At 38.1% G+C, this 18,889-nt stretch carries 20 protein-coding genes; 19 read left to right on the top strand and 1 reads right to left on the bottom strand.

The annotated features are described in order from the left end of the window. Positions 1-707: 707 nt before the first annotated feature. The 11 genes from rpmH (at position 708) to QNH29_RS30225 (ending at position 11,150) form a co-directional block, all read left to right on the top strand. Positions 708-842, top strand: a complete 135-nt coding sequence (gene rpmH / locus QNH29_RS30275) for a 50S ribosomal protein L34 (protein ID WP_063255153.1) — start codon at positions 708-710, stop codon at positions 840-842. A gap of 67 nt (positions 843-909) precedes the next feature. After that, complete coding sequence (rnpA, locus tag QNH29_RS30270; RefSeq protein WP_283862921.1) at positions 910-1,254, top strand: ribonuclease P protein component; 345 nt, start codon at positions 910-912, stop codon at positions 1,252-1,254. Between the two features lie 150 nt (positions 1,255-1,404). Continuing rightward, positions 1,405-2,181: a YidC family membrane integrase SpoIIIJ gene (gene spoIIIJ, locus QNH29_RS30265; RefSeq protein ID WP_283862920.1), complete on the top strand. Its 777-nt coding sequence runs from the start codon at positions 1,405-1,407 to the stop codon at positions 2,179-2,181. Then, positions 2,178-2,798: an RNA-binding cell elongation regulator Jag/EloR gene (gene jag / locus QNH29_RS30260; protein WP_283862919.1), complete on the top strand. Its 621-nt coding sequence runs from the start codon at positions 2,178-2,180 to the stop codon at positions 2,796-2,798. Before spoIIIJ ends, jag begins: the two co-directional genes overlap by 4 nt. Positions 2,799-3,072: 274 nt before the next feature. Then, positions 3,073-4,458: a tRNA uridine-5-carboxymethylaminomethyl(34) synthesis GTPase MnmE gene (gene mnmE, locus QNH29_RS30255; protein ID WP_283865786.1), complete on the top strand. Its 1,386-nt coding sequence runs from the start codon at positions 3,073-3,075 to the stop codon at positions 4,456-4,458. Positions 4,459-4,607: 149 nt separating this feature from the next. Further along, positions 4,608-6,497 carry a tRNA uridine-5-carboxymethylaminomethyl(34) synthesis enzyme MnmG gene (gene mnmG / locus QNH29_RS30250; protein WP_283862918.1) on the top strand — a complete coding sequence of 630 codons (1,890 nt, stop codon included), beginning with the start codon at positions 4,608-4,610 and terminating at the stop codon, positions 6,495-6,497. A 126-nt stretch (positions 6,498-6,623) separates the two neighbouring features. Further along, a complete protein-coding gene (gene rsmG, locus QNH29_RS30245) occupies positions 6,624-7,340 on the top strand; it encodes a 16S rRNA (guanine(527)-N(7))-methyltransferase RsmG (RefSeq protein ID WP_283862917.1) in 717 nt (238 codons plus the stop codon). Positions 7,341-7,440: 100 nt separating this feature from the next. Next, positions 7,441-8,325: a nucleoid occlusion protein gene (gene noc / locus QNH29_RS30240; RefSeq protein ID WP_283862916.1), complete on the top strand. Its 885-nt coding sequence runs from the start codon at positions 7,441-7,443 to the stop codon at positions 8,323-8,325. Positions 8,326-8,612: 287 nt separating this feature from the next. After that, positions 8,613-9,374, top strand: a complete 762-nt coding sequence (locus tag QNH29_RS30235; RefSeq protein WP_283862915.1) for a ParA family protein — start codon at positions 8,613-8,615, stop codon at positions 9,372-9,374. Continuing rightward, on the top strand, positions 9,367-10,224 hold the full coding sequence (locus QNH29_RS30230) for a ParB/RepB/Spo0J family partition protein (protein ID WP_283862914.1): 858 nt from the start codon (positions 9,367-9,369) through the stop codon (positions 10,222-10,224). Before QNH29_RS30235 ends, QNH29_RS30230 begins: the two co-directional genes overlap by 8 nt. 197 nt (positions 10,225-10,421) lie before the next feature. Next, positions 10,422-11,150, top strand: a complete 729-nt coding sequence (locus tag QNH29_RS30225) for a DUF554 domain-containing protein (protein ID WP_283862913.1) — start codon at positions 10,422-10,424, stop codon at positions 11,148-11,150. A 57-nt stretch (positions 11,151-11,207) separates the two neighbouring features. Here QNH29_RS30225 and yyaC read toward each other — a convergent pair whose 3' ends face one another. Further along, positions 11,208-11,825 carry a spore protease YyaC gene (gene yyaC / locus QNH29_RS30220; protein WP_283862912.1) on the bottom strand — a complete coding sequence of 206 codons (618 nt, stop codon included), beginning with the start codon at positions 11,823-11,825 and terminating at the stop codon, positions 11,208-11,210. Between the two features lie 182 nt (positions 11,826-12,007). Here yyaC and QNH29_RS30215 point away from each other — a divergent pair, with 182 nt between their 5' ends. The 8 genes from QNH29_RS30215 to QNH29_RS30180 all read left to right on the top strand — a co-directional run bounded on the left by QNH29_RS30215 (position 12,008) and on the right by QNH29_RS30180 (position 18,864). After that, positions 12,008-12,892 carry a mechanosensitive ion channel family protein gene (locus QNH29_RS30215; RefSeq protein WP_283862911.1) on the top strand — a complete coding sequence of 295 codons (885 nt, stop codon included), beginning with the start codon at positions 12,008-12,010 and terminating at the stop codon, positions 12,890-12,892. 15 nt (positions 12,893-12,907) lie between these two features. Next, the gene (locus QNH29_RS30210; protein ID WP_045519309.1) at positions 12,908-13,105 is read left to right on the top strand and encodes a DUF951 domain-containing protein; all 198 of its coding nucleotides are present in this window, start codon (positions 12,908-12,910) and stop codon (positions 13,103-13,105) included. 70 nt (positions 13,106-13,175) lie between these two features. Beyond that, positions 13,176-15,173, top strand: coding sequence for a molybdopterin-dependent oxidoreductase (locus QNH29_RS30205; RefSeq protein ID WP_283862910.1), 1,998 nt, complete (start codon positions 13,176-13,178; stop codon positions 15,171-15,173). A 131-nt stretch (positions 15,174-15,304) separates the two neighbouring features. Continuing rightward, positions 15,305-16,405 (top strand): redox-regulated ATPase YchF, encoded by a 1,101-nt coding sequence (ychF, locus tag QNH29_RS30200; RefSeq protein WP_283862909.1) that lies wholly within the window; start codon positions 15,305-15,307, stop codon positions 16,403-16,405. A 179-nt stretch (positions 16,406-16,584) separates the two neighbouring features. Next, a complete protein-coding gene (gene rpsF, locus QNH29_RS30195; protein ID WP_192654794.1) occupies positions 16,585-16,872 on the top strand; it encodes a 30S ribosomal protein S6 in 288 nt (95 codons plus the stop codon). A gap of 66 nt (positions 16,873-16,938) precedes the next feature. Then, the gene (gene ssb / locus QNH29_RS30190) at positions 16,939-17,466 is read left to right on the top strand and encodes a single-stranded DNA-binding protein (RefSeq protein WP_283862908.1); all 528 of its coding nucleotides are present in this window, start codon (positions 16,939-16,941) and stop codon (positions 17,464-17,466) included. Between the two features lie 46 nt (positions 17,467-17,512). Then, the gene (gene rpsR / locus QNH29_RS30185; RefSeq protein ID WP_063255175.1) at positions 17,513-17,755 is read left to right on the top strand and encodes a 30S ribosomal protein S18; all 243 of its coding nucleotides are present in this window, start codon (positions 17,513-17,515) and stop codon (positions 17,753-17,755) included. 164 nt (positions 17,756-17,919) lie between these two features. Then, positions 17,920-18,864: a YybS family protein gene (locus QNH29_RS30180; RefSeq protein WP_283862907.1), complete on the top strand. Its 945-nt coding sequence runs from the start codon at positions 17,920-17,922 to the stop codon at positions 18,862-18,864. The last annotated feature ends 25 nt before the right edge of the window (positions 18,865-18,889 follow it).

The raw sequence follows: 18,889 nt of genomic DNA, 5'->3' as shown, positions 1-18,889 counted from the left end.
CGGTTGTCCCTCCTTTTTTTTATCTATCTATTTATTCAAATGCATTTGCAGGTTCGTTTCTGTCTAAACTCCATATATAGAGATATTTTTTCACAAAGAGTTCTGAAGTATCCTTTTTGCAACCTAATAACAAATTCGGCAAAAGTTCCGTGAAAAAACACGTTATACAAGCTGTACAACCTACTAATTTATAAATATACGAAACAATGGTTGTGGAAAAAACATATTATAGGAAATAAAGTGGAGTTTCGACAATATCCACGGCTTGTGGACAAGTTTCTGCAGTATGCTAGAATAACTTGTCCACATGTTATCCACAAATTGTGGATAACGGAATTAAGAGACGAAGTTATTCAGAGTGAAAACACAAATATAATATCAGATAAAAGGCAGGTGTGCAATGCCTTTTAACCGTTTATCCACAACTGTAACAATATGTGGTTGAAACTTGTCCACAAGTAGTGTGTCCTGTGCAAAAACTGTCAATATCTTGTGAAATGGTTGAAAAAAAGTCGAAAAAAATATCCACAGATTAATTTTTTGCAAAAAGTTAGGATTAAATATAAAAGTGGTTCCGATATGGACTAGGGGTAAATAATTTTATTAACACGGGAACAATATTTTAAGGGTAGGTTGACAATATAGAGGTCCGTCTTTATAATAAATTAGACTGTCTTTAACAGCTATTCCTCAGGGAGGTGTCATATATGAAAAGAACATATCAACCAAATAAACGTAAACACAGTAAAGTTCACGGTTTCCGTAGTCGTATGAGCAGTGCAAACGGACGTAAAGTTCTAGCACGCCGTCGCCAAAAAGGAAGAAAAGTATTATCAGCTTAGGCCACTGAAACATCAGTGGTCTTTTTTCTAATAAAATCTTTCCTAATGTAGATGGAAGGTGTTTTCTATGAAGAAAGAATTACGGGTAAAGAAAAATAAAGAATTTCAAGAGGCATTCCAGAAAGGACAATCCTTTGCTAATCGGCAGTTTGTTGTCTATAGTCTGAAGAAAGAGGATCAAGAGGATTTTCGGATCGGTCTTTCTGTCAGCAAGAAAATAGGAAATGCTGTAACTAGAAATCAAATAAAAAGATACATAAGACAAGCTGTTTTTGAACTATCAGATCAGATTGTCCCAGGAAACGATTACGTCATTATTGCTAGAAAGCCTGCGGCGGATATGGACTTTTTTGAAGTGAAAAAGAGTTTAACTCATGTCTTTAAAGTTGGTAAGGTTTTCAAAAGAAGGTAGATTCAAAATAATGTTGTATTCATCATAAAATTAAGAAGCAAATTAAGTTAAAAGATGGTAAAATACCTATGAAATATATCCATGGCTCTATTAATATAAGGTATTGATACTTAAGGAGTATATATATATTGTTCAAGGAGGAAAATTCGGTTGAAAAAACGAATATTACTTTTAATTGGCGTTGTTTCTGTTATTCTTTTTCTTTCAGGATGTACAGAAATTAATAAGCCAATTAATGCTGAAAGTACAGGCTTTTGGAATGAATACATTGTCTACCCGCTTTCTTGGTTGATCGTGGAAGGTGCGGAAATCTTGGGAGGAAGCTTTGGTTTATCACTAATTGTCGTTACGATTCTGATTCGTTTAGCGATACTGCCGCTGATGATCAAGCAGACAAGAAGTTCTAAAGCAATGCAGGCATTGCAGCCAGAGATGAAGGCGCTTCGAGAGAAGTATAGTTCAAAAGATCAAAAAACACAGCAAAAATTACAGCAGGAAACGATGGCGCTTTTCCAAAAGCACGGTGTAAACCCAATGGCAGGATGTTTCCCGCTAATTGTACAAATGCCAATTCTGATTGGATTTTACCATGCTATCTCAAGAACAAGGGAAATTGCAGATCATAGTTTTCTGTGGTTCGACCTTGGTGATAAGGATCCGTTTTATATCCTGCCGATTATTGCGGGTATTACTACATTTATTCAGCAAAAATTGATGATGGCCGGACAAGAGCATAATCCGCAAATGGCGATGATGCTTTGGATGATGCCGATCATGATTGTCATTTTTGCTTTTAATTTCCCTGCAGCTCTTTCTTTGTATTGGGTAGTGGGTAATATTTTTATGATTGTGCAAACTTATTTCATAAAAGGACCGGATTTAAAAAAGGCACAAGAATCCGGTAAAGCGGGAGGAGCAAAAAAGTGAAACAAGTAACTGCTACCGGACAAACAGTCGATGAAGCAGTGGAATCAGCTTTAGCTCAGTTAAACACAACAAAAGACCGCACAGATGTAGCTATTATTGATGAAGGTAAAAAGGGTATTTTTGGGATCTTTGGATCACGCCCAGCTGTCGTAAAGGTTACAGTCATTATTGATCCAATTGAAGAGGCTAAGAAATTTCTGCTTCAAGTTAGTGAACAAATGGGAGCTCCTATTGAAATTGAGGTTAAGCGTGATGGAAAACAAGTTCTATTTGTTATGACTGGAGAAAAAATTGCTCTGCTAATTGGCAAAAGAGGACAAACTTTAAATTCACTTCAGTATTTAACACAGCTCATCATTAATCGTTTTTCTAACCAATACTTAACAGTTATTTTAGATGCTGAGGATTACCGAAATCGAAGAAATGATACGCTGATCCAACTTGCCCATCGTCTTGCACTTAAGGCGGTTAAAACTGGCAGGGATGTTGCTTTGGAGCCAATGCCTTCTTACGAGCGTAAAGTTATTCACACAGCTTTATCAGAGAATAAACGAGTGAAAACTTTTTCTGACGGTTCAGATCCATATAGACATATTGTAATTTCACCCGTCAAATAAAATCAGTTAAAGACATCCTGTTCGAAGGATGTCTTTTTTTGTTGTCGAAAATTAAATTTAAACATTTGTTTATAGCAATTATATGAAAACTCTTGTTTTATTGTTATTCACATGTGGATAAGTTAAAATAATAGGTAGACATTTTAAGGGTTGTGGATAAAGTAATACTAGGATTTCTAGTTTTTCAGACCAGATCAGATGTGGTATTCTAATAATTTGGAGTAAAAATACTTCGTTTTTATATAGATTAATTTATTAAAGAGTGGTGAAAGTAGTGGAATTTGATACGATAGCTGCCATATCGACGCCGATGGGTGAGGGAGCAATTGCAATTGTACGGTTGAGTGGCGATGATTCCATTAAAATCGCTGACCAAATTTTTAGAGGCGTCGGCGGTAAAAGGTTAACAGAGGTACCAACTCATACGATTCATTATGGTCATTTAATTGATCCTAAGAAGGACCAAGTAATTGAGGAAGTAATGGTGTCGGTTATGAAGGGACCAAAAACTTTTACGAAAGAAGATGTAGTTGAGATAAATTGTCACGGCGGGATTGTTTCTGTTAATCGGGTATTGCAGCATGTACTATCCTATGGTGCTAGACTTGCTGAACCAGGTGAATTTACAAAACGGGCGTTTTTAAATGGCAGGATTGATTTATCTCAAGCAGAAGCAGTAATGGATTTAATCAGAGCCAAAACGGATCGTGCGATGAATGTGGCCTTAGGACAAATGGAAGGTCGATTATCAAAGTTAATTAGGGCCTTGCGTCAGGAAATACTAGAAATACTCGCACATGTCGAAGTAAATATAGATTATCCCGAATATGACGATGTTGAAGAAATGACACATACTATGTTGTTGGAAAAAGCCACTTATGTTCGAGATGAGTTAAGAAAACTGCTGCAAACTTCTCAGCAAGGAAAAATATTGCGTGAAGGTCTTTCTACTGTAATCGTAGGGCGCCCAAATGTCGGAAAATCTTCTTTATTGAATAGTCTTGTTCAAGAAAATAAGGCAATTGTTACGGATATTCCTGGGACAACCCGTGATGTAATTGAAGAGTATGTCAATGTTCGCGGTGTACCGCTTAGATTATTAGATACTGCGGGTATAAGAGAGACGGAAGATATTGTTGAACGAATTGGTGTAGAAAAATCTAGACAGGTTTTAAAAGAAGCAGATTTAATATTGTTAGTGTTAAATTACGCTGACCAATTCACAAAAGAGGATGAAAATCTTTTTGAGGCTGTTAAAGGGATGGATGTTATTGTCATCGTTAATAAGACAGACCTTACGCAGCAAATTGATATGGAACGTGTAAAGGAACTGGCAGCGGAGCATAAAATCGTTACGACCTCCTTATTGGAAGACCGCGGGGTCGATGAGCTTGAAGAGGCGATATCCTCCTTATTCTTTGCCGGATCCATTGATGCTGGCGATATGACCTATTTGTCAAACAGCCGCCATATTGCTTTGATTGGGCAAAGTTTGCATACCATAGAAGAAGCCATTAATGGAGTAGAAATGGGAACGCCAATTGATATCGTTCAAATCGATGTTACAAGAACTTGGGAGATTCTTGGGGAAATTATAGGTGATAGTGTGCACGAAAGCCTAATTGATCAGTTATTTTCACAGTTCTGTTTAGGTAAATAAGAAAAGCGGAAGCGCCTCGTTCAGCCCCGACAAGCGCTGGAGGGCCAGCTGAAGAAGTCGCGCTTTTTGACTTCTTCGGATGGACCGAAGCGACCTCGAGGGGCTAGGCGCTGGAGCTAGACAGTAGTATTAGAAAGAGGAGGAAAGAGATGTCATACGAAGCAGGTAATTTTGACGTTGTCGTCATTGGGGCAGGCCATGCAGGCTGTGAAGCAGGCCTCGCGGCGGCACGTTTGGGTGCAAAAACATTAATGATTACCATTAACCTTGATATGGTGGCCTTTATGCCATGTAATCCATCAATTGGCGGACCGGCAAAAGGAATAGTTGTCCGGGAAATAGATGCACTTGGCGGTGAAATGGGAAGAAATATTGATAAAACACACATTCAAATGAGAATGTTGAATACGGGGAAGGGTCCGGCAGTGCGTGCACTGCGGGCACAAGCGGATAAAGTTGACTACCAGTACGAAATGAAAAAAACAATTGAAGAAACACCGAATTTGACGCTACTTCAGGGAATGGTTGAAAGACTAATCGTTGAGGATGGTGTTTGTGTTGGGGTTATTACTAAAACAGGTGCGATTTACCGTGCCAAAACAATTGTAATAACGACTGGTACCTATCTTCGCGGCGAAATTATCCTCGGTGAACTGAAGTATTCAAGCGGTCCAAATAACCAACAGCCGTCCATTAAGTTATCAGAGCATTTGGAAGAGCTTGGATTTGAACTCGTTCGTTTTAAGACTGGAACACCGCCACGGGTTAATAGTCATTCAATTGATTACAGTAAAACCGAAATTCAACCTGGCGATGAAGTTCCAAGAGCTTTCTCATATGAAACGACTCAATATATTACTGACCAGCTTCCATGCTGGCTGACCTATACAAATGAGCAAACTCATCAGTTAATTGACCAAAATCTTCACCGTTCACCAATGTATTCTGGAATGATAAAAGGAACGGGTCCGCGTTATTGTCCATCGATTGAAGATAAAGTGGTTCGTTTTAACGATAAGCCGCGTCATCAAATTTTCCTTGAGCCTGAAGGAAGAAAAACGCAAGAGGTTTATGTGCAGGGCTTGTCGACTAGTTTACCCGAAGATGTTCAGCAGCAAATCCTCAAAACCATACCAGGTTTAGAAAATGTTCAAATGATGAGATCTGGATATGCAATTGAGTATGACGCCATTGATCCGACTCAGCTCTGGCCGACACTTGAAACAAAGGTGGTAAAAAACCTGTTTACTGCTGGTCAGATTAATGGAACTTCGGGTTATGAAGAAGCAGCGGGACAGGGGATTATCGCAGGAATTAATGCTGGTCTAAGTGCACTTGGAAAGGATCCGTTAATCCTAAGTCGTTCAGATGCCTATATCGGTGTGTTAATAGATGATTTGATTACAAAAGGGACAAACGAACCGTATCGTCTGCTCACTTCCAGAGCCGAATATCGTCTTCTATTACGACATGATAATGCAGATTTACGATTAACCGACATTGGTTATTCCATTGGTCTTATACCTGAAGAACGTTATCAAAGATTTTTAGCGAAAAAGGCAGCAGTTGAAGCAGAAAAGGAAAGACTTGCATCCATCAGATTAAAACCTTCAGCCGAAGTTCAGGAGCTTATTCGAAGCACTGGCGGCAGTGAGCTTAAGGATGGAATTCTTGCATCTGATTTATTGAAGCGGCCGGAAATGACCTATGAACATATCGAAAGTCTGACACCTAGTGAAGTGAAATTAGATCAAGATATAAAAGAACAGGTTGAAATTCAAGTTAAATATGAAGGCTACATTGAAAAATCACTTCAGCAAGTTGAACGCTTAAAGAAGATGGAAAATAAGAAGATTCCTGAAAACATCGATTATGATTCTATTTCAGGACTAGCAACAGAAGCAAAGCAAAAGCTAAAGCAAATCAAACCATTATCACTTGCACAAGCATCAAGAATCTCTGGCGTAAACCCAGCAGACATCTCCATCCTGCTTGTTTATTTAGAACAAGGAAAAATTGCAAGAACGAGTAGCCTATAATTGGGCTATGTTAAAGCTGAAAATTTATTTTGGCACTCTGTTGATTGGAGCGAAGTGCCTGGAGCTCCAATCAACAGAACCTTTTAACAAAGTCCATAATATTTACAAAAAGAGGAAGTTTTGCTGATGAACATCGAACAATTCAAAGCTATGCTTCTTGAGAAGGGGATTCCCCTTAGCGATGAGCAGCTAGACCAATTTAATAAATACTTTCACACCTTAGTGGAGTGGAATGAAAAAATGAACTTAACTGCCATCACTGATCAAGAGGATGTCTACTTAAAACATTTCTATGATTCCATCTCTGCGGCTTTTTACTTTGACTTCACGCAGCCCCTCCATCTTTGTGATGTAGGGGCAGGTGCGGGATTTCCAAGTATTCCTTTAAAAATTGCTTTTCCTCATTTAGAGGTCACAATAGTGGATTCATTAAATAAACGAATCAACTTTTTAAATCATTTAGCCAATGTATTAAAATTGGAAAAGGTTCATTTTATCCACGATCGTGCTGAGACATTTGGTGTCAATCCAGCTCATCGCGAGTCTTATGACCTCGTAACAGCAAGGGCAGTTGCAAGAATGTCTGTTCTAAGCGAACTTTGCCTTCCTCTTGTAAAAGTAGGAGGACATTTTGTTGCCATGAAAGCAGCTCATGCAAACGATGAGTTAACCGTGGGTCAGAAAGCGATTACGACTCTTGGAGGACGATTAGAGCAAATGCATACTTTCACTTTACCTATGGAAGAAAGTGAAAGAAATATACTTGTTATTAAAAAGGAAAAACAAACGCCGAAAAAATATCCGCGAAAACCAGGAACCCCTGGTAAAATGCCAATCGAATAGTAAAGGAAATTTTTGCATAAATAAAACTACAGGTTTGGCAGGAAGAAAACAGTATAATAGAGAATAAGTAATAGGGAGTTTCGTAAAGGTGGTGTTGGGGATGAAGAATTCGTTTTCACGCTTTTTTGGCCTCGGCGAAAAGGGAGATCAAAAGGTTGAGTTAGAAAAAGAGCTTGAAAAAGAGCTAGAACAAGAACTAGATGTTGTAAAAAATGAAGAAATAAAAAAGATTCCGATTGAAAGTATTGTTCCTAACCGTTTTCAGCCTCGAACCGTATTCGACGATGAAAAAATAGAGGAGTTATCACGAACAATCCATACACACGGAATCATTCAGCCAATTGTGGTCCGACAGTTTGATGGAAATTATGAAATTATTGCCGGTGAACGCCGCTGGCGTGCCATGAAGAAGCTAGGCTGGGAAGAAGTACCAGCAATTATAAAAAGTTATTCTGATACAGAAACGGCTTCTGTCGCATTAATTGAAAATTTACAACGGGAAGAGCTGTCACCGATTGAAGAGGCTATCGCCTATGGTAAACTGCTCGAACTGCATAACTTAACGCAAGAAGCGCTTGCTCAGCGTCTTGGAAAAGGGCAATCGACAGTAGCCAATAAGCTCCGTCTTCTGAAGCTGCCACAGCCAATCCAAGAATCCTTGTTAAATAAGGAAATAACAGAACGGCATGCCCGAGCACTGATTCCACTTAAAAATCCAGAGAAACAGGTATTGCTTCTACAAGATATTATAGATAAAAATCTTAATGTCAAGCAAACAGAGGATCGAGTGGCTCGCCTGCTAGAAGAAAAGAATCAAAAACCAAAACCAAAAAGAAAAGCCTTCAGCAAGGATATGAGAATTGCTGTAAATACCATTAGACAATCATTAACCATGGTGTCAGATAACGGTATCACTCTCGACTCACAAGAAGAAGAATTTGAAGAGTATTATCAATTTACCATAAAAATACCAAAGAAAAAATAAAATATTCACATAATGGAACCAGACTAAAAGCAGTTTGGTTTTTATTTTTGCGCTCTTTAATTGGGGCAGAGCTCAATAGACCTCTCGATACCCTGTTAATTTATGGCAGTTAATACTTTTATTCATCATTATTATTTTATGAAAAAAAATAACAACAAATCAGTTTCATGTTAAAATAAATAGCATGGAAATTTTAATTTATTAGTTTTGCCTGTTAACATAACAGGTTTTACTAGTTTATATGAGTAGAAGTTAAGTATTTTATTTGAAACAAGGTAGGTGACACCGTGGGCAAAACGATTGCAATCGCGAATCAAAAAGGCGGGGTTGGAAAGACAACTACCTCTGTCAATCTAGGCGCCTGCTTAGCATACATTGGGAAAAAGGTTTTATTAGTAGACATTGATCCACAAGGGAATGCAACGAGCGGAATTGGTATCGAAAAGGCAGATGTACAACAGTGCATATATGATGTTTTAGTAGACGATGTAGAAGCAAAGGATGTTATTAAACCAACATGTGTTGAAAACTTATATGCAATACCAGCTACTATACAGCTTGCAGGAGCAGAGATTGAGCTTGTTCCTACTATCTCGAGAGAGGTACGATTAAAGCGTGCACTTGAAGATGTGAAAGACCAATTTGATTATATTATTATCGATTGTCCTCCTTCACTTGGGTTGTTAACGCTCAACTCCTTAACAGCTTCTGACTCTGTATTAATTCCAGTTCAGTGTGAATATTACGCTCTTGAAGGATTAAGTCAGCTATTAAATACTGTTAGGCTGGTACAAAAACATTTAAACCAGGACTTGAAAATAGAAGGTGTTTTATTAACGATGCTCGATGCCCGAACAAATTTAGGCATTCAAGTAATTGAAGAAGTGAAGAAGTATTTTCAAGATAAAGTATATAAAACCATTATTCCTAGGAATGTACGTCTAAGTGAGGCTCCAAGTCATGGAGAACCAATTATTACGTATGATTCGAAATCACGCGGCGCAGAAGTTTATTTAGATCTAGCAAAGGAAGTGGTCTCAAATGGCTAAAGGTCTAGGGAAAAAAGGCATTAATGCATTCTTTACAACTATCGAAGCCGGTAAGGAAGAGACTGTCCAAGAAATTAGTTTAAAAGAATTGCGGCCCAATCCTTACCAGCCAAGGAAAACCTTCCAACAAGAAGCTATTGATGAATTAAAAGCCTCTATTTTAGAGCATGGAATTCTTCAGCCTCTTGTCGTACGCAAAAGTATTAAAGGCTATGAAATTGTTGTGGGTGAGAGACGTTTTCGGGCAGCAAAAGAGGCAAAACTGGAATCAGTACCTGCAGTAGTCAGAGACTTAACAGAACAGCAAATGATGGAATTAGCGGTTTTAGAAAACCTGCAGCGGGAAGATTTAAACCCTATTGAAGAAGGACAAGCCTACCAAACTTTAATGGAAAAGTTGAAATTTACCCAAGAAGAAGTAGCAAAGCGTTTAGGTAAAAGCCGGCCGCATGTAGCAAACCATATCAGGCTGCTTTCTCTGCCTCCTAAGATTCAAGAACTCATTTCTAATGGGAAAATCTCCATGGGCCACGGCCGTGCGCTTTTGGGCCTTCGCCAAAAAGCAAAGCTGCCAGCCTTAGTAGATAAAATTATTCAAGAATCATTGAATGTACGCCAATTGGAAAAAATTATTCAACATCTAAACGAAAATGTTCCACGTGAAACAAAAAAGCCTGAAAAGAAGAAGGATGTCTTTATCCAGGAACGGGAACACTCCCTTCGTGAACGGTTCGGAACAACTGTAAACATCAAGCAGACGAAAAACAAAGGCAAAATAGAAATAGAATTTTTCTCCCAAGAAGACCTAGAACGTATACTAGAAATGCTTGGCCAAGAAGAATCACTATAAACCATCATTGGATGGTTTATTTTTTTATAAAAGGCTGTGTTAATGAAGACTGTTGCTTTTAGAACCTGTTGATTGGAGCGCAAATCAACAGCCCTATTTAACACAGCCTCACAAAAAAATATCTTTCAAACTCTAGTAAAAAGTGATAGTTTAATACTATTATAAATTTCGAGAATCGAAGAATAGGTGAATAGCAGATGTTTTTATTAGGAACGCTTGTAAACGGGTTATTAATTATTGTCGGTGTACTAATTGGAAAACTTTTAAACCGGATTCCTGACAGCATGAAAACAACAGTCATGTATGCCATTGGATTATCGGTAATCGTTTTAGGATTGCAGATGGGCTTAAAGAGCGAAAATTTCCTTATTGTAATCATAAGTTTAGTCATGGGAGCTGTGCTTGGGGAACTCATGCAGTTGGAAGAAAAGCTTAATCAACTGGGTCTTTGGCTGGAAAAGAAAATGGGTTCCAGCAGGATAGGTTCAACTGGAAAAGGTAGTATCGCTGAAGGTTTTGTAACAGCAACCTTAATCTTTGTAATTGGAGCTATGGCCATTATTGGAGCACTTGACAGTGGTATTCGCGGTGATCACGATGTCTTGTATACAAAAGGGCTTATTGATGGTTTTACATCCATTATCCTAACCACTACCCTTGGAGTAGGCGTCATTTTTTCTGCTATTCCAGTCATGCTCTATCAAGGGTTGATTGCATTATTCGCCACGCAAATTAACACCTTTATACCACAGGTATTGATGGATCAATTCATTGTCGAAATGACGGCGACAGGCGGTGTCATGATTTTTGCTATCGGTTTAAATCTAACAGGATTAGTAAAAATAAAGGTAGCCAACCTCCTCCCTGCTATTGTTGTGACAGGAATTATTGTCACTGTTCTTTATTTATATCGTTTATTTTTGTGAAAATTACAGCATTTGTAAATATTAAAAGAGCAACCAGGTTGATTCCCTGTTGCTCTTCTAATTGGTCTTTTTTTGGTCCTCTTGAATTAATTCCTGAATTCTTCCTTTGGAATGGAGAATACTTGCTTGATAAATCCCATTTGCAATCGTTTTTGCCATTTTCATCACTAGATTTAATCGAGTATTTTGTAACACAAAAAATTCCATAAAGCCACTTACGTTAACAATTCCCGTTATGTGGATATCACCGACTGCGGGAAGCTCTTTGTTTACACCTGCTCCAGGTTTAACAGGTCCATCAGCTACCTGGATTATTCCAACATTTTTCATTCTTCCTAAACATGCGTCGATACCAATAATGTAAGGGTCAAGATGCTTTAATGTTATTTCTTGCAAACGTTCACTTAAATTGACGGCATGAATCGGTTCATCTAATGTGCCATAAACATGAAATGATGGAACATCCTTCTCCTCTAAAAGTGATCCAACAAGTGGTCCTAATGAATCTCCAGTTGAGCGGTCTGTTCCAATACAAACAAATACGATGGGGCGATTGCGTGCCCGTGGCAGAAACTTAAGCAATTCTATGGCTAAGTTTTCAACAGCCTGAAAATCATCATGAGGTATCCGCCCCGTATTTGCCCTCCTATCAAAAAAACTAGGTTTCAGATTCATAAGTACACTCCTTAATTGTGACCAGTTTATTTTTTTAACAGTATACGGAAAATTTTGAAAATCTATACGTAGGTTGACAAAGATATTCCAGTTGAAAAAAGGAATAAATCACAATACTATAAAGTACAGGGAAAACTTGATAAAATGAATTTGAGTCATCAGGGTGAGGAAAGGATGTTTAAATGACTTCAACAGAAAGAATTATTCAAAGATTTGTTGACAAATTTCAAAATGAAGATACATGGCTGGCTATTGGCGAAGGTTTTCTTAAAATTATCGCTATTTTAATTGTAACTAAAATCTTAATTAAATTGGGAAGTATGGCCATTGATAACGTTTTTAAACTAAGAACTCGATCACCTTTAAAGACATCAGAACGAAGGGAAGAAACTTTAGCAAAACTGCTCGATAATGTTCTTACGTATGTTGTCTATTTTATAGCGTTTATGATGATTCTGTCTGTCCTAACCATTGATGTAAAGGCATTAATTGCAGGAGCAGGAGTTGTCGGTCTTGCCGTTGGGTTTGGTGCACAGAGTCTTGTAAAAGATGTAATTACTGGTTTCTTTATTATTTTTGAAGATCAATTTTCAGTCGGGGATCATGTGCGAATTGATCAATTTGAAGGAACCGTTCAAGCAATTGGTTTAAGAACAACAAAGTTAAAAAGTTGGACAGGAGAAGTCCATATTTTACCAAATGGAAGTATCATTCAAGTTACTAATTTCTCTTTAAACAATAGCCTTGCTATCATCGATATATCAGTCGCTTACGAAGAGGATATTGAAAAGACGCAAAATATTATAAGGGATTTACTTGAAAAAATGCCTGAACAATACGAAGCCTTAACTAAGACGCCTGAGCTTTTGGGCGTTCAAACCTTAGGACCATCAGAAGTTGTATTGCGAATTGTTGCGGAAACATTGCCAATGAAACATGCGGCTGTATCTAGGAACATAAAACGGGATATCAAACAATGTTTAGATGAGCATGGAATAGAAATTCCATATCCGCGTATGGTCATGTACTCAAAGAATTCTGGAAATATCAATGAACCTAGTGTTTAAAAGGAGAGGTATTCAATGGAAGAAAAAGAATTTGGGTTAAATGATGTCGTTGAAATGAAAAAGCAGCATCCATGCGGTACCAATCGCTGGAAAATCATTCGTATGGGAATGGACATTCGGATCAAATGTGAAGGCTGCGAACATAGTGTAATGATTCCAAGACGCGAATTTTCAAGGAAAATGAAGAAAATATTGGTGAAGCATGAACAGTAGTTTATGCTTCTTTTTTTTGGTTAACTGTATTATTCTATTTAACAAGTAAAATCTTTTTGGGGGTGGAGCAGTGGCAAATATTGTGAAATCAGCATGTCCATTGAATTGCTGGGACAGCTGTGGTTTTCATGTAACGATAGAGAACGATAAAGTAATAAAAGTTGATGGTGACCCTTCCCACCCCATTACTAAGGGAAAAATTTGCGGCAGAGGAAGAATGCTCGAAACAAGGACGAACTCACCGGAGAGAATACTTTATCCCTTAAAAAAGGTGAATGGAGAATTTAAGCAAATCTCATGGAATCAGGCACTTGATGAAATTGCCTTACAGTTGAAAGAAATAAAAGAACGGTATGGTTCTACAGCTGTACTTCATAGTCATGATTATGCGAACAATGGAGTGTTAAAAAATCTAGATCAACGATTCTTTAATGCCTATGGCGGTGTAACAGAGCTTTATGGTTCACTCTGTTGGGGTGCTGGAATTGAGGCGCAAGAATGGGACTTTGGTGACGCTTATGGGCATGAACCAGATGATGTTTTAAATAGTAACAATATTGTTATTTGGGGAAGAAATGTAGCACGTACCAACATGCATTTCTATGAAAAGCTCATAGAAGCAAAGAAAAAGGGAGCAAAGATTTATGTTATTGACCCTTTATTTAATGCAACTGCGAAAATAGCAGATGAATATATTTCTGTAAAACCAGGAATGGATGGATTACTGGCGGCAGGAATTATAAAGAAAATCCTGCGTTTAGGGCTTGAAGATCGTGAATTTATTCGACACCATTCTTTTGGCTTTGAAGATCTAGAACAACTGGTTAAAAGTATTTCTTTAGAAAAAATCAGTGAGATGACAGAAGTATCCTTGGAACAGATCCACCTGTTAGCAAAGGTGTTTGCTGATAAACCGACTTCTACTTTTATGGGACTTGGTCTGCAGCGATATAAAAATGGCGGGAATACAATCCGTTTGATAGACTCCCTTGCTGCAGTAAGCGGCAATATTGGAATACCCGGCGGCGGTGCAAATTATGCTAACCTTCAAGTTGGACAAAGCTTTGATATTTCTAATTTAACACTAAGCAGCCGGAAGGAAAAACACCGTCAGTTTTCCATTATGAAGCAGGCAGAGGAAGTGCTTTCTTCCATTGATCCGGAGATAAAAATGATTATTGTTACTTGTGGGAATCCGTTAACACAGGTCCCTGATACATCCATCGTAGAAAAAGCATTTTCCTCCGTTTCTACACTTATTGTTGTTGAACAATTTATGACAGATACAGCTCAACTGGCAGACTATATCCTGCCAACTACTACTTCTTTTGAGGAAGAAGATGTTTATTATTCCTCTATGTATCACCATTATGCTAACTATGGTCCGAAACTAGTTTCTGCTCCTGGAGAAGCTAAGTCAGATTTATGGATATGGACACAACTTGCTGAAAGGCTTGGTTTTGGTGCAGATTTTCAATTTTCAAGAGAACAGTGGCTGGAAATGTCCCTAACTTCCTTATCTGCAAAAGGTTTGACATTGGAGAGAATTAAGGAAGAGTATCATTTAGAATTGCCAGTGAAACAAGTACCATGGAATGATTTTAAGTTTAAAACGCCTTCTGGAAAATATGAGTTCACAGCCCTAAGTAAGGGTGGTAAGGGCGAGTTGAAATTAGCTATACCTGAAGAATCAAAATGGAGTAATCCTGTCCTAGCCGAGAAATATCCATATAACTTATTAACCATTCACCCACTAAGGTCAAACCATTCACAAAACTATCATCTTTTTACTAAAGCTCCTCAAGTGAAGATTGAAGTTGCTCGAAATATTGCGGATGAGCATCACCTGCAAGATGGTGATTTTGTTCGAGTTTGGAATGATCGCGGTGAAGTGAAAGGATATCTTTCAATTCTGCCAAAGTCCCATTCTAACACCATTAATATTGATGAAGGAATTTGGAAAAGGTTTGGCGGCTCAGTTAATAACTTAACCTCAAGCGGAGAATCTGATAATGGTCTTGGCAGTATCTTGTATGATTGCCTTGTTAATCTCGAAAAAATAACCTAGCTGTCGTGTGAGCGGCAGTTTTTTGATTGTCTTGTCTTTTTCTCTCGTTATCTCTATAATTGTGAGAGGCTTTTTAATAATTTTTGGACGTTATTTTTATAAATAGATATTTGTCTTGAGGAGTGAAATTTATGGCATTAACAGCTGGAATCGTAGGTTTGCCGAATGTTGGTAAGTCTACATTATTTAATGCAATTACACAGGCGGGGGCTGAATCTGCTAACTACCCATTCTGTACAATTGACCCAAACGTAGGGATCGTAGAAGTACCCGATCACCGCTTAACAAAATTAACGGAACTTGTACAACCGAAAAAAACAGTTCCTACAGCTTTTGAATTCACCGATATTGCTGGGATTGTAAAAGGTGCAAGTAAAGGTGAGGGATTAGGAAACAAATTCTTATCACATATTCGTCAAGTAGACGCCATTTGTCAGGTTGTCCGCTGTTTTGCAGACGATAACATTACCCACGTATCAGGAAAAGTAGATCCTATTTCTGATATTGAAGTCATTAACTTAGAGTTAATTCTTGCTGACATGGAGTCTGTTGAAAAAAGAATCAGCCGTGTAGAAAAGTTAGCTAAGCAAAAAGATAAAGAAGCAGCAGCGGAATTTGAAGTGCTTTCTATGCTACGCGAAGCTTTTGAAGCTGAAAAGACAGCTCGTACGGTTGAATTTACCGATGAACAAATGAAAATTGCCAAAATGCTTCATCTTTTAACCATTAAGCCTGTTTTATATGTAGCGAATGTTGGTGAGGATGATGTTGCAGATCCATCCGGAAATGAATATGTACAAAAAGTACGTGAATTTGCAGCAGCAGATAATGCAGAAGTAATCGTGGTTTGTGCAAAGATTGAGGAAGAAATTGCTGAGCTAGAAGGCGAAGAAAAGCAAATGTTCCTTGAGGAGCTTGGTATTGAAGAATCAGGTCTTGATCAATTAATTCGTGCTGCATACAACTTACTTGGATTAGCAACATATTTCACTGCAGGTGTGCAGGAAGTTCGTGCATGGACATTCAGACACGGCATGAAAGCTCCACAATGTGCGGGTATTATTCACTCTGATTTTGAACGTGGATTTATACGTGCCGAAACGGTGTCTTATGATGATTTACTAGCAGCAGGAAGCCATAATGCTGCTAAAGAGGCTGGGAAAGTCCGTTTAGAAGGAAAAGAGTATGTAGTAAAAGATGGAGATGTTATTCACTTCCGTTTCAATGTATAAAACGGTTAGCCTTGCGTTTGCAAGGCTTTTTACATGGAAAGACTTTTAGGAAGAAAAACTAGAAATTGTGAACAGCCTTGCTTTTCGTAATTAACTATGATAAAATCTTAACTTGTGAGTAATGAATAATTGCTCCTTGCCCAAAATTGGGCCGTTTAGACCAAAAGGAGGTGACTGTGATGAATAAGTACGAAATCATGTACATCATCCGCCCAAACATTGAAGACGAAGCGAAAAAGGCTCTTGTAGAGCGTTTCAACGGAATTCTTCTTGAAAACGGTGCGGAAACTGCTGAAACAAAAGATTGGGGTAAGCGTCGTTTAGCTTACGAAATCAACGATTTCCGTGATGGCTATTACGAAATCGTAAAAACGAACTCTTCAGCTGACGCGGTACAAGAATTTTCTCGTCTTGCGAAAATCAGCGAAGATATCATTCGCCATATCGTAATTAAAGAAGAAGCTTAATATAAATATATTTTGGTCAGAATGTTTCACATGAAACATTCTCCAGAAGAAAAGGAGTTGATTCTGATGATGAATCGTGTCGTGCTTGTTGGCCGTTTAACAAAAGATCCTGATTTGCGTTATACACCAAATGGGGTTCCTGTAGCTACCTTTACTTTAGCAGTTAACCGCCCGTTTTCTAGTCAGGCAGGTGAGCGTGAAGCAGACTTTATCAATTGTGTTGTTTGGCGAAAACCTGCTGAAAATGTGGCAAACTTCTTGAAAAAAGGTAGTCTTGCAGGAGTAGATGGCCGCATTCAAACCCGCAACTATGAAGGACAAGATGGTAAGCGTGTTTACGTTACTGAAGTTCAGGCAGAAAGTGTTCAGTTTCTTGAACCGAAAAATGCATCTGGCGGCGGTGGCGGAAGAAGCGACAATGATTACTTCGGTGCACCACCAAGGGAACCTCAAGGAAACCCTTATGGCGGCGGCAATCAGAATCAACGACAATACCAAAACAATAACAATAATAAAGGTTTTACAAAAGTGGATGATGATCCGTTCGCAGGTAACGGTCAGATAGACATCTCCGATGATGATCTACCATTTTAATATAACCTTTCATGATCGTTAATCATTCATAAAGGAGGGAATTTTCATGGCAGGTGGAGGACGTAAAGGCGGACGCGCGAAGCGCCGTAAAGTGTGCTATTTCACAGCAAATGGCATCTCACGCATCGATTATAAAGATGTAGATTTACTTAAAAAATTCATCTCTGAGCGTGGAAAGATTTTACCACGTCGTGTAACTGGTACAAGCGCTAAATATCAGCGTAAACTAACTGTTGCAATCAAACGTGCACGTCAAATGGCATTATTACCATTCGTTGCAGGTGAATAATAAAGCGTAGGCGCCCCTAGGCGCTTAAGCTAGAATAATATTTCGTGAAAGGCAGCTGGGGTTTCCCAGCTGTCTTTTTATTTTATCTTTGCAGATTTGTTGAATAGGAGAGCGTAACTGGCTAAAATTAAGGAATAGGCTTTTGAAATAATTGAGGTGAAGTAGTGAAGAATGTTCGGAAACTTACTGAAGGAGCTATACTGTTAGCTGCCTTTGCGGTCTTATTATTATTAACGATTTATGTCCCGTTTCTTGGGATGATTGTAAACTTATTTTTAGCAGTGCCATTCATGCTTTTTGCAGCAAAGAATGACGTGAAGAGTATCTTTGTTTTTATTATTGCGTCCCTGCTCCTCTCGTTCATTGTAGGAACCATTATGTCATTACCATTAACGCTGGCATATGGGACAACAGGTGTTGTAATCGGGTACTTAATTCAAAAACAAAAGAATATGGGGATATTATTCATCAGCGGATCCCTTGTCTTTCTAATCAATTTAATTATTATTTATGTGACAAGCATTGTTTTATTTAATGTGAATATGATTACTGAAATGATTGATATGATGCGGGAATCACTTAATACTTCAGCTGACCTGCTAAAGAATTTTGGAAATCCAGAAGACACTAAAAAGGTAATGGATCAATTTAATAATGGGTTAAACCTTATTAAAACCTTAATGCCAACTTTATTTGTAGTGACTTCATTTTTTATCGTATTCATAATGCAGCTTATATCCTTCCCAATCATTAAGAGATTCGGGGTAAAGGTGGAGAAGTGGAAAAGCTTTAAAGAGATATCCTTACCAAAAAGTATATTATATTACTTTTTGTTCACTTTGCTATTAAGTATGTTTATGAAGCCTGAAGAAGGCACCTTTTGGTATATGGCCATTATTAATATGACCTATATCCTTCAATTTCTGATGATCCTGCAGGGATATACCTTTATCTTTTATTATTTCGACAAAAAAGGTTTTTCGAAAGCTATTTCTATTACAATAGCGATTGTCTCCTTTCTCATTCCAATTTTCCTTTATATTGTAGGGATATTAGGTATAATTGATTTAGGCTTTGATTTACGAAAAGGCTTAAGAAAAAAAGAGTGATGACTACTGTTAGGAGCTGAAAAAA

The sequence above is a fragment of the Neobacillus sp. DY30 genome (genome assembly GCF_030123065.1).
Taxonomy (GTDB): Bacteria; Bacillota; Bacilli; order Bacillales; family Cytobacillaceae; genus Neobacillus.
The sequence above is the reverse complement of the archived record's forward strand: the minus strand, read 5'-3'. Positions and strand labels throughout refer to the sequence as shown.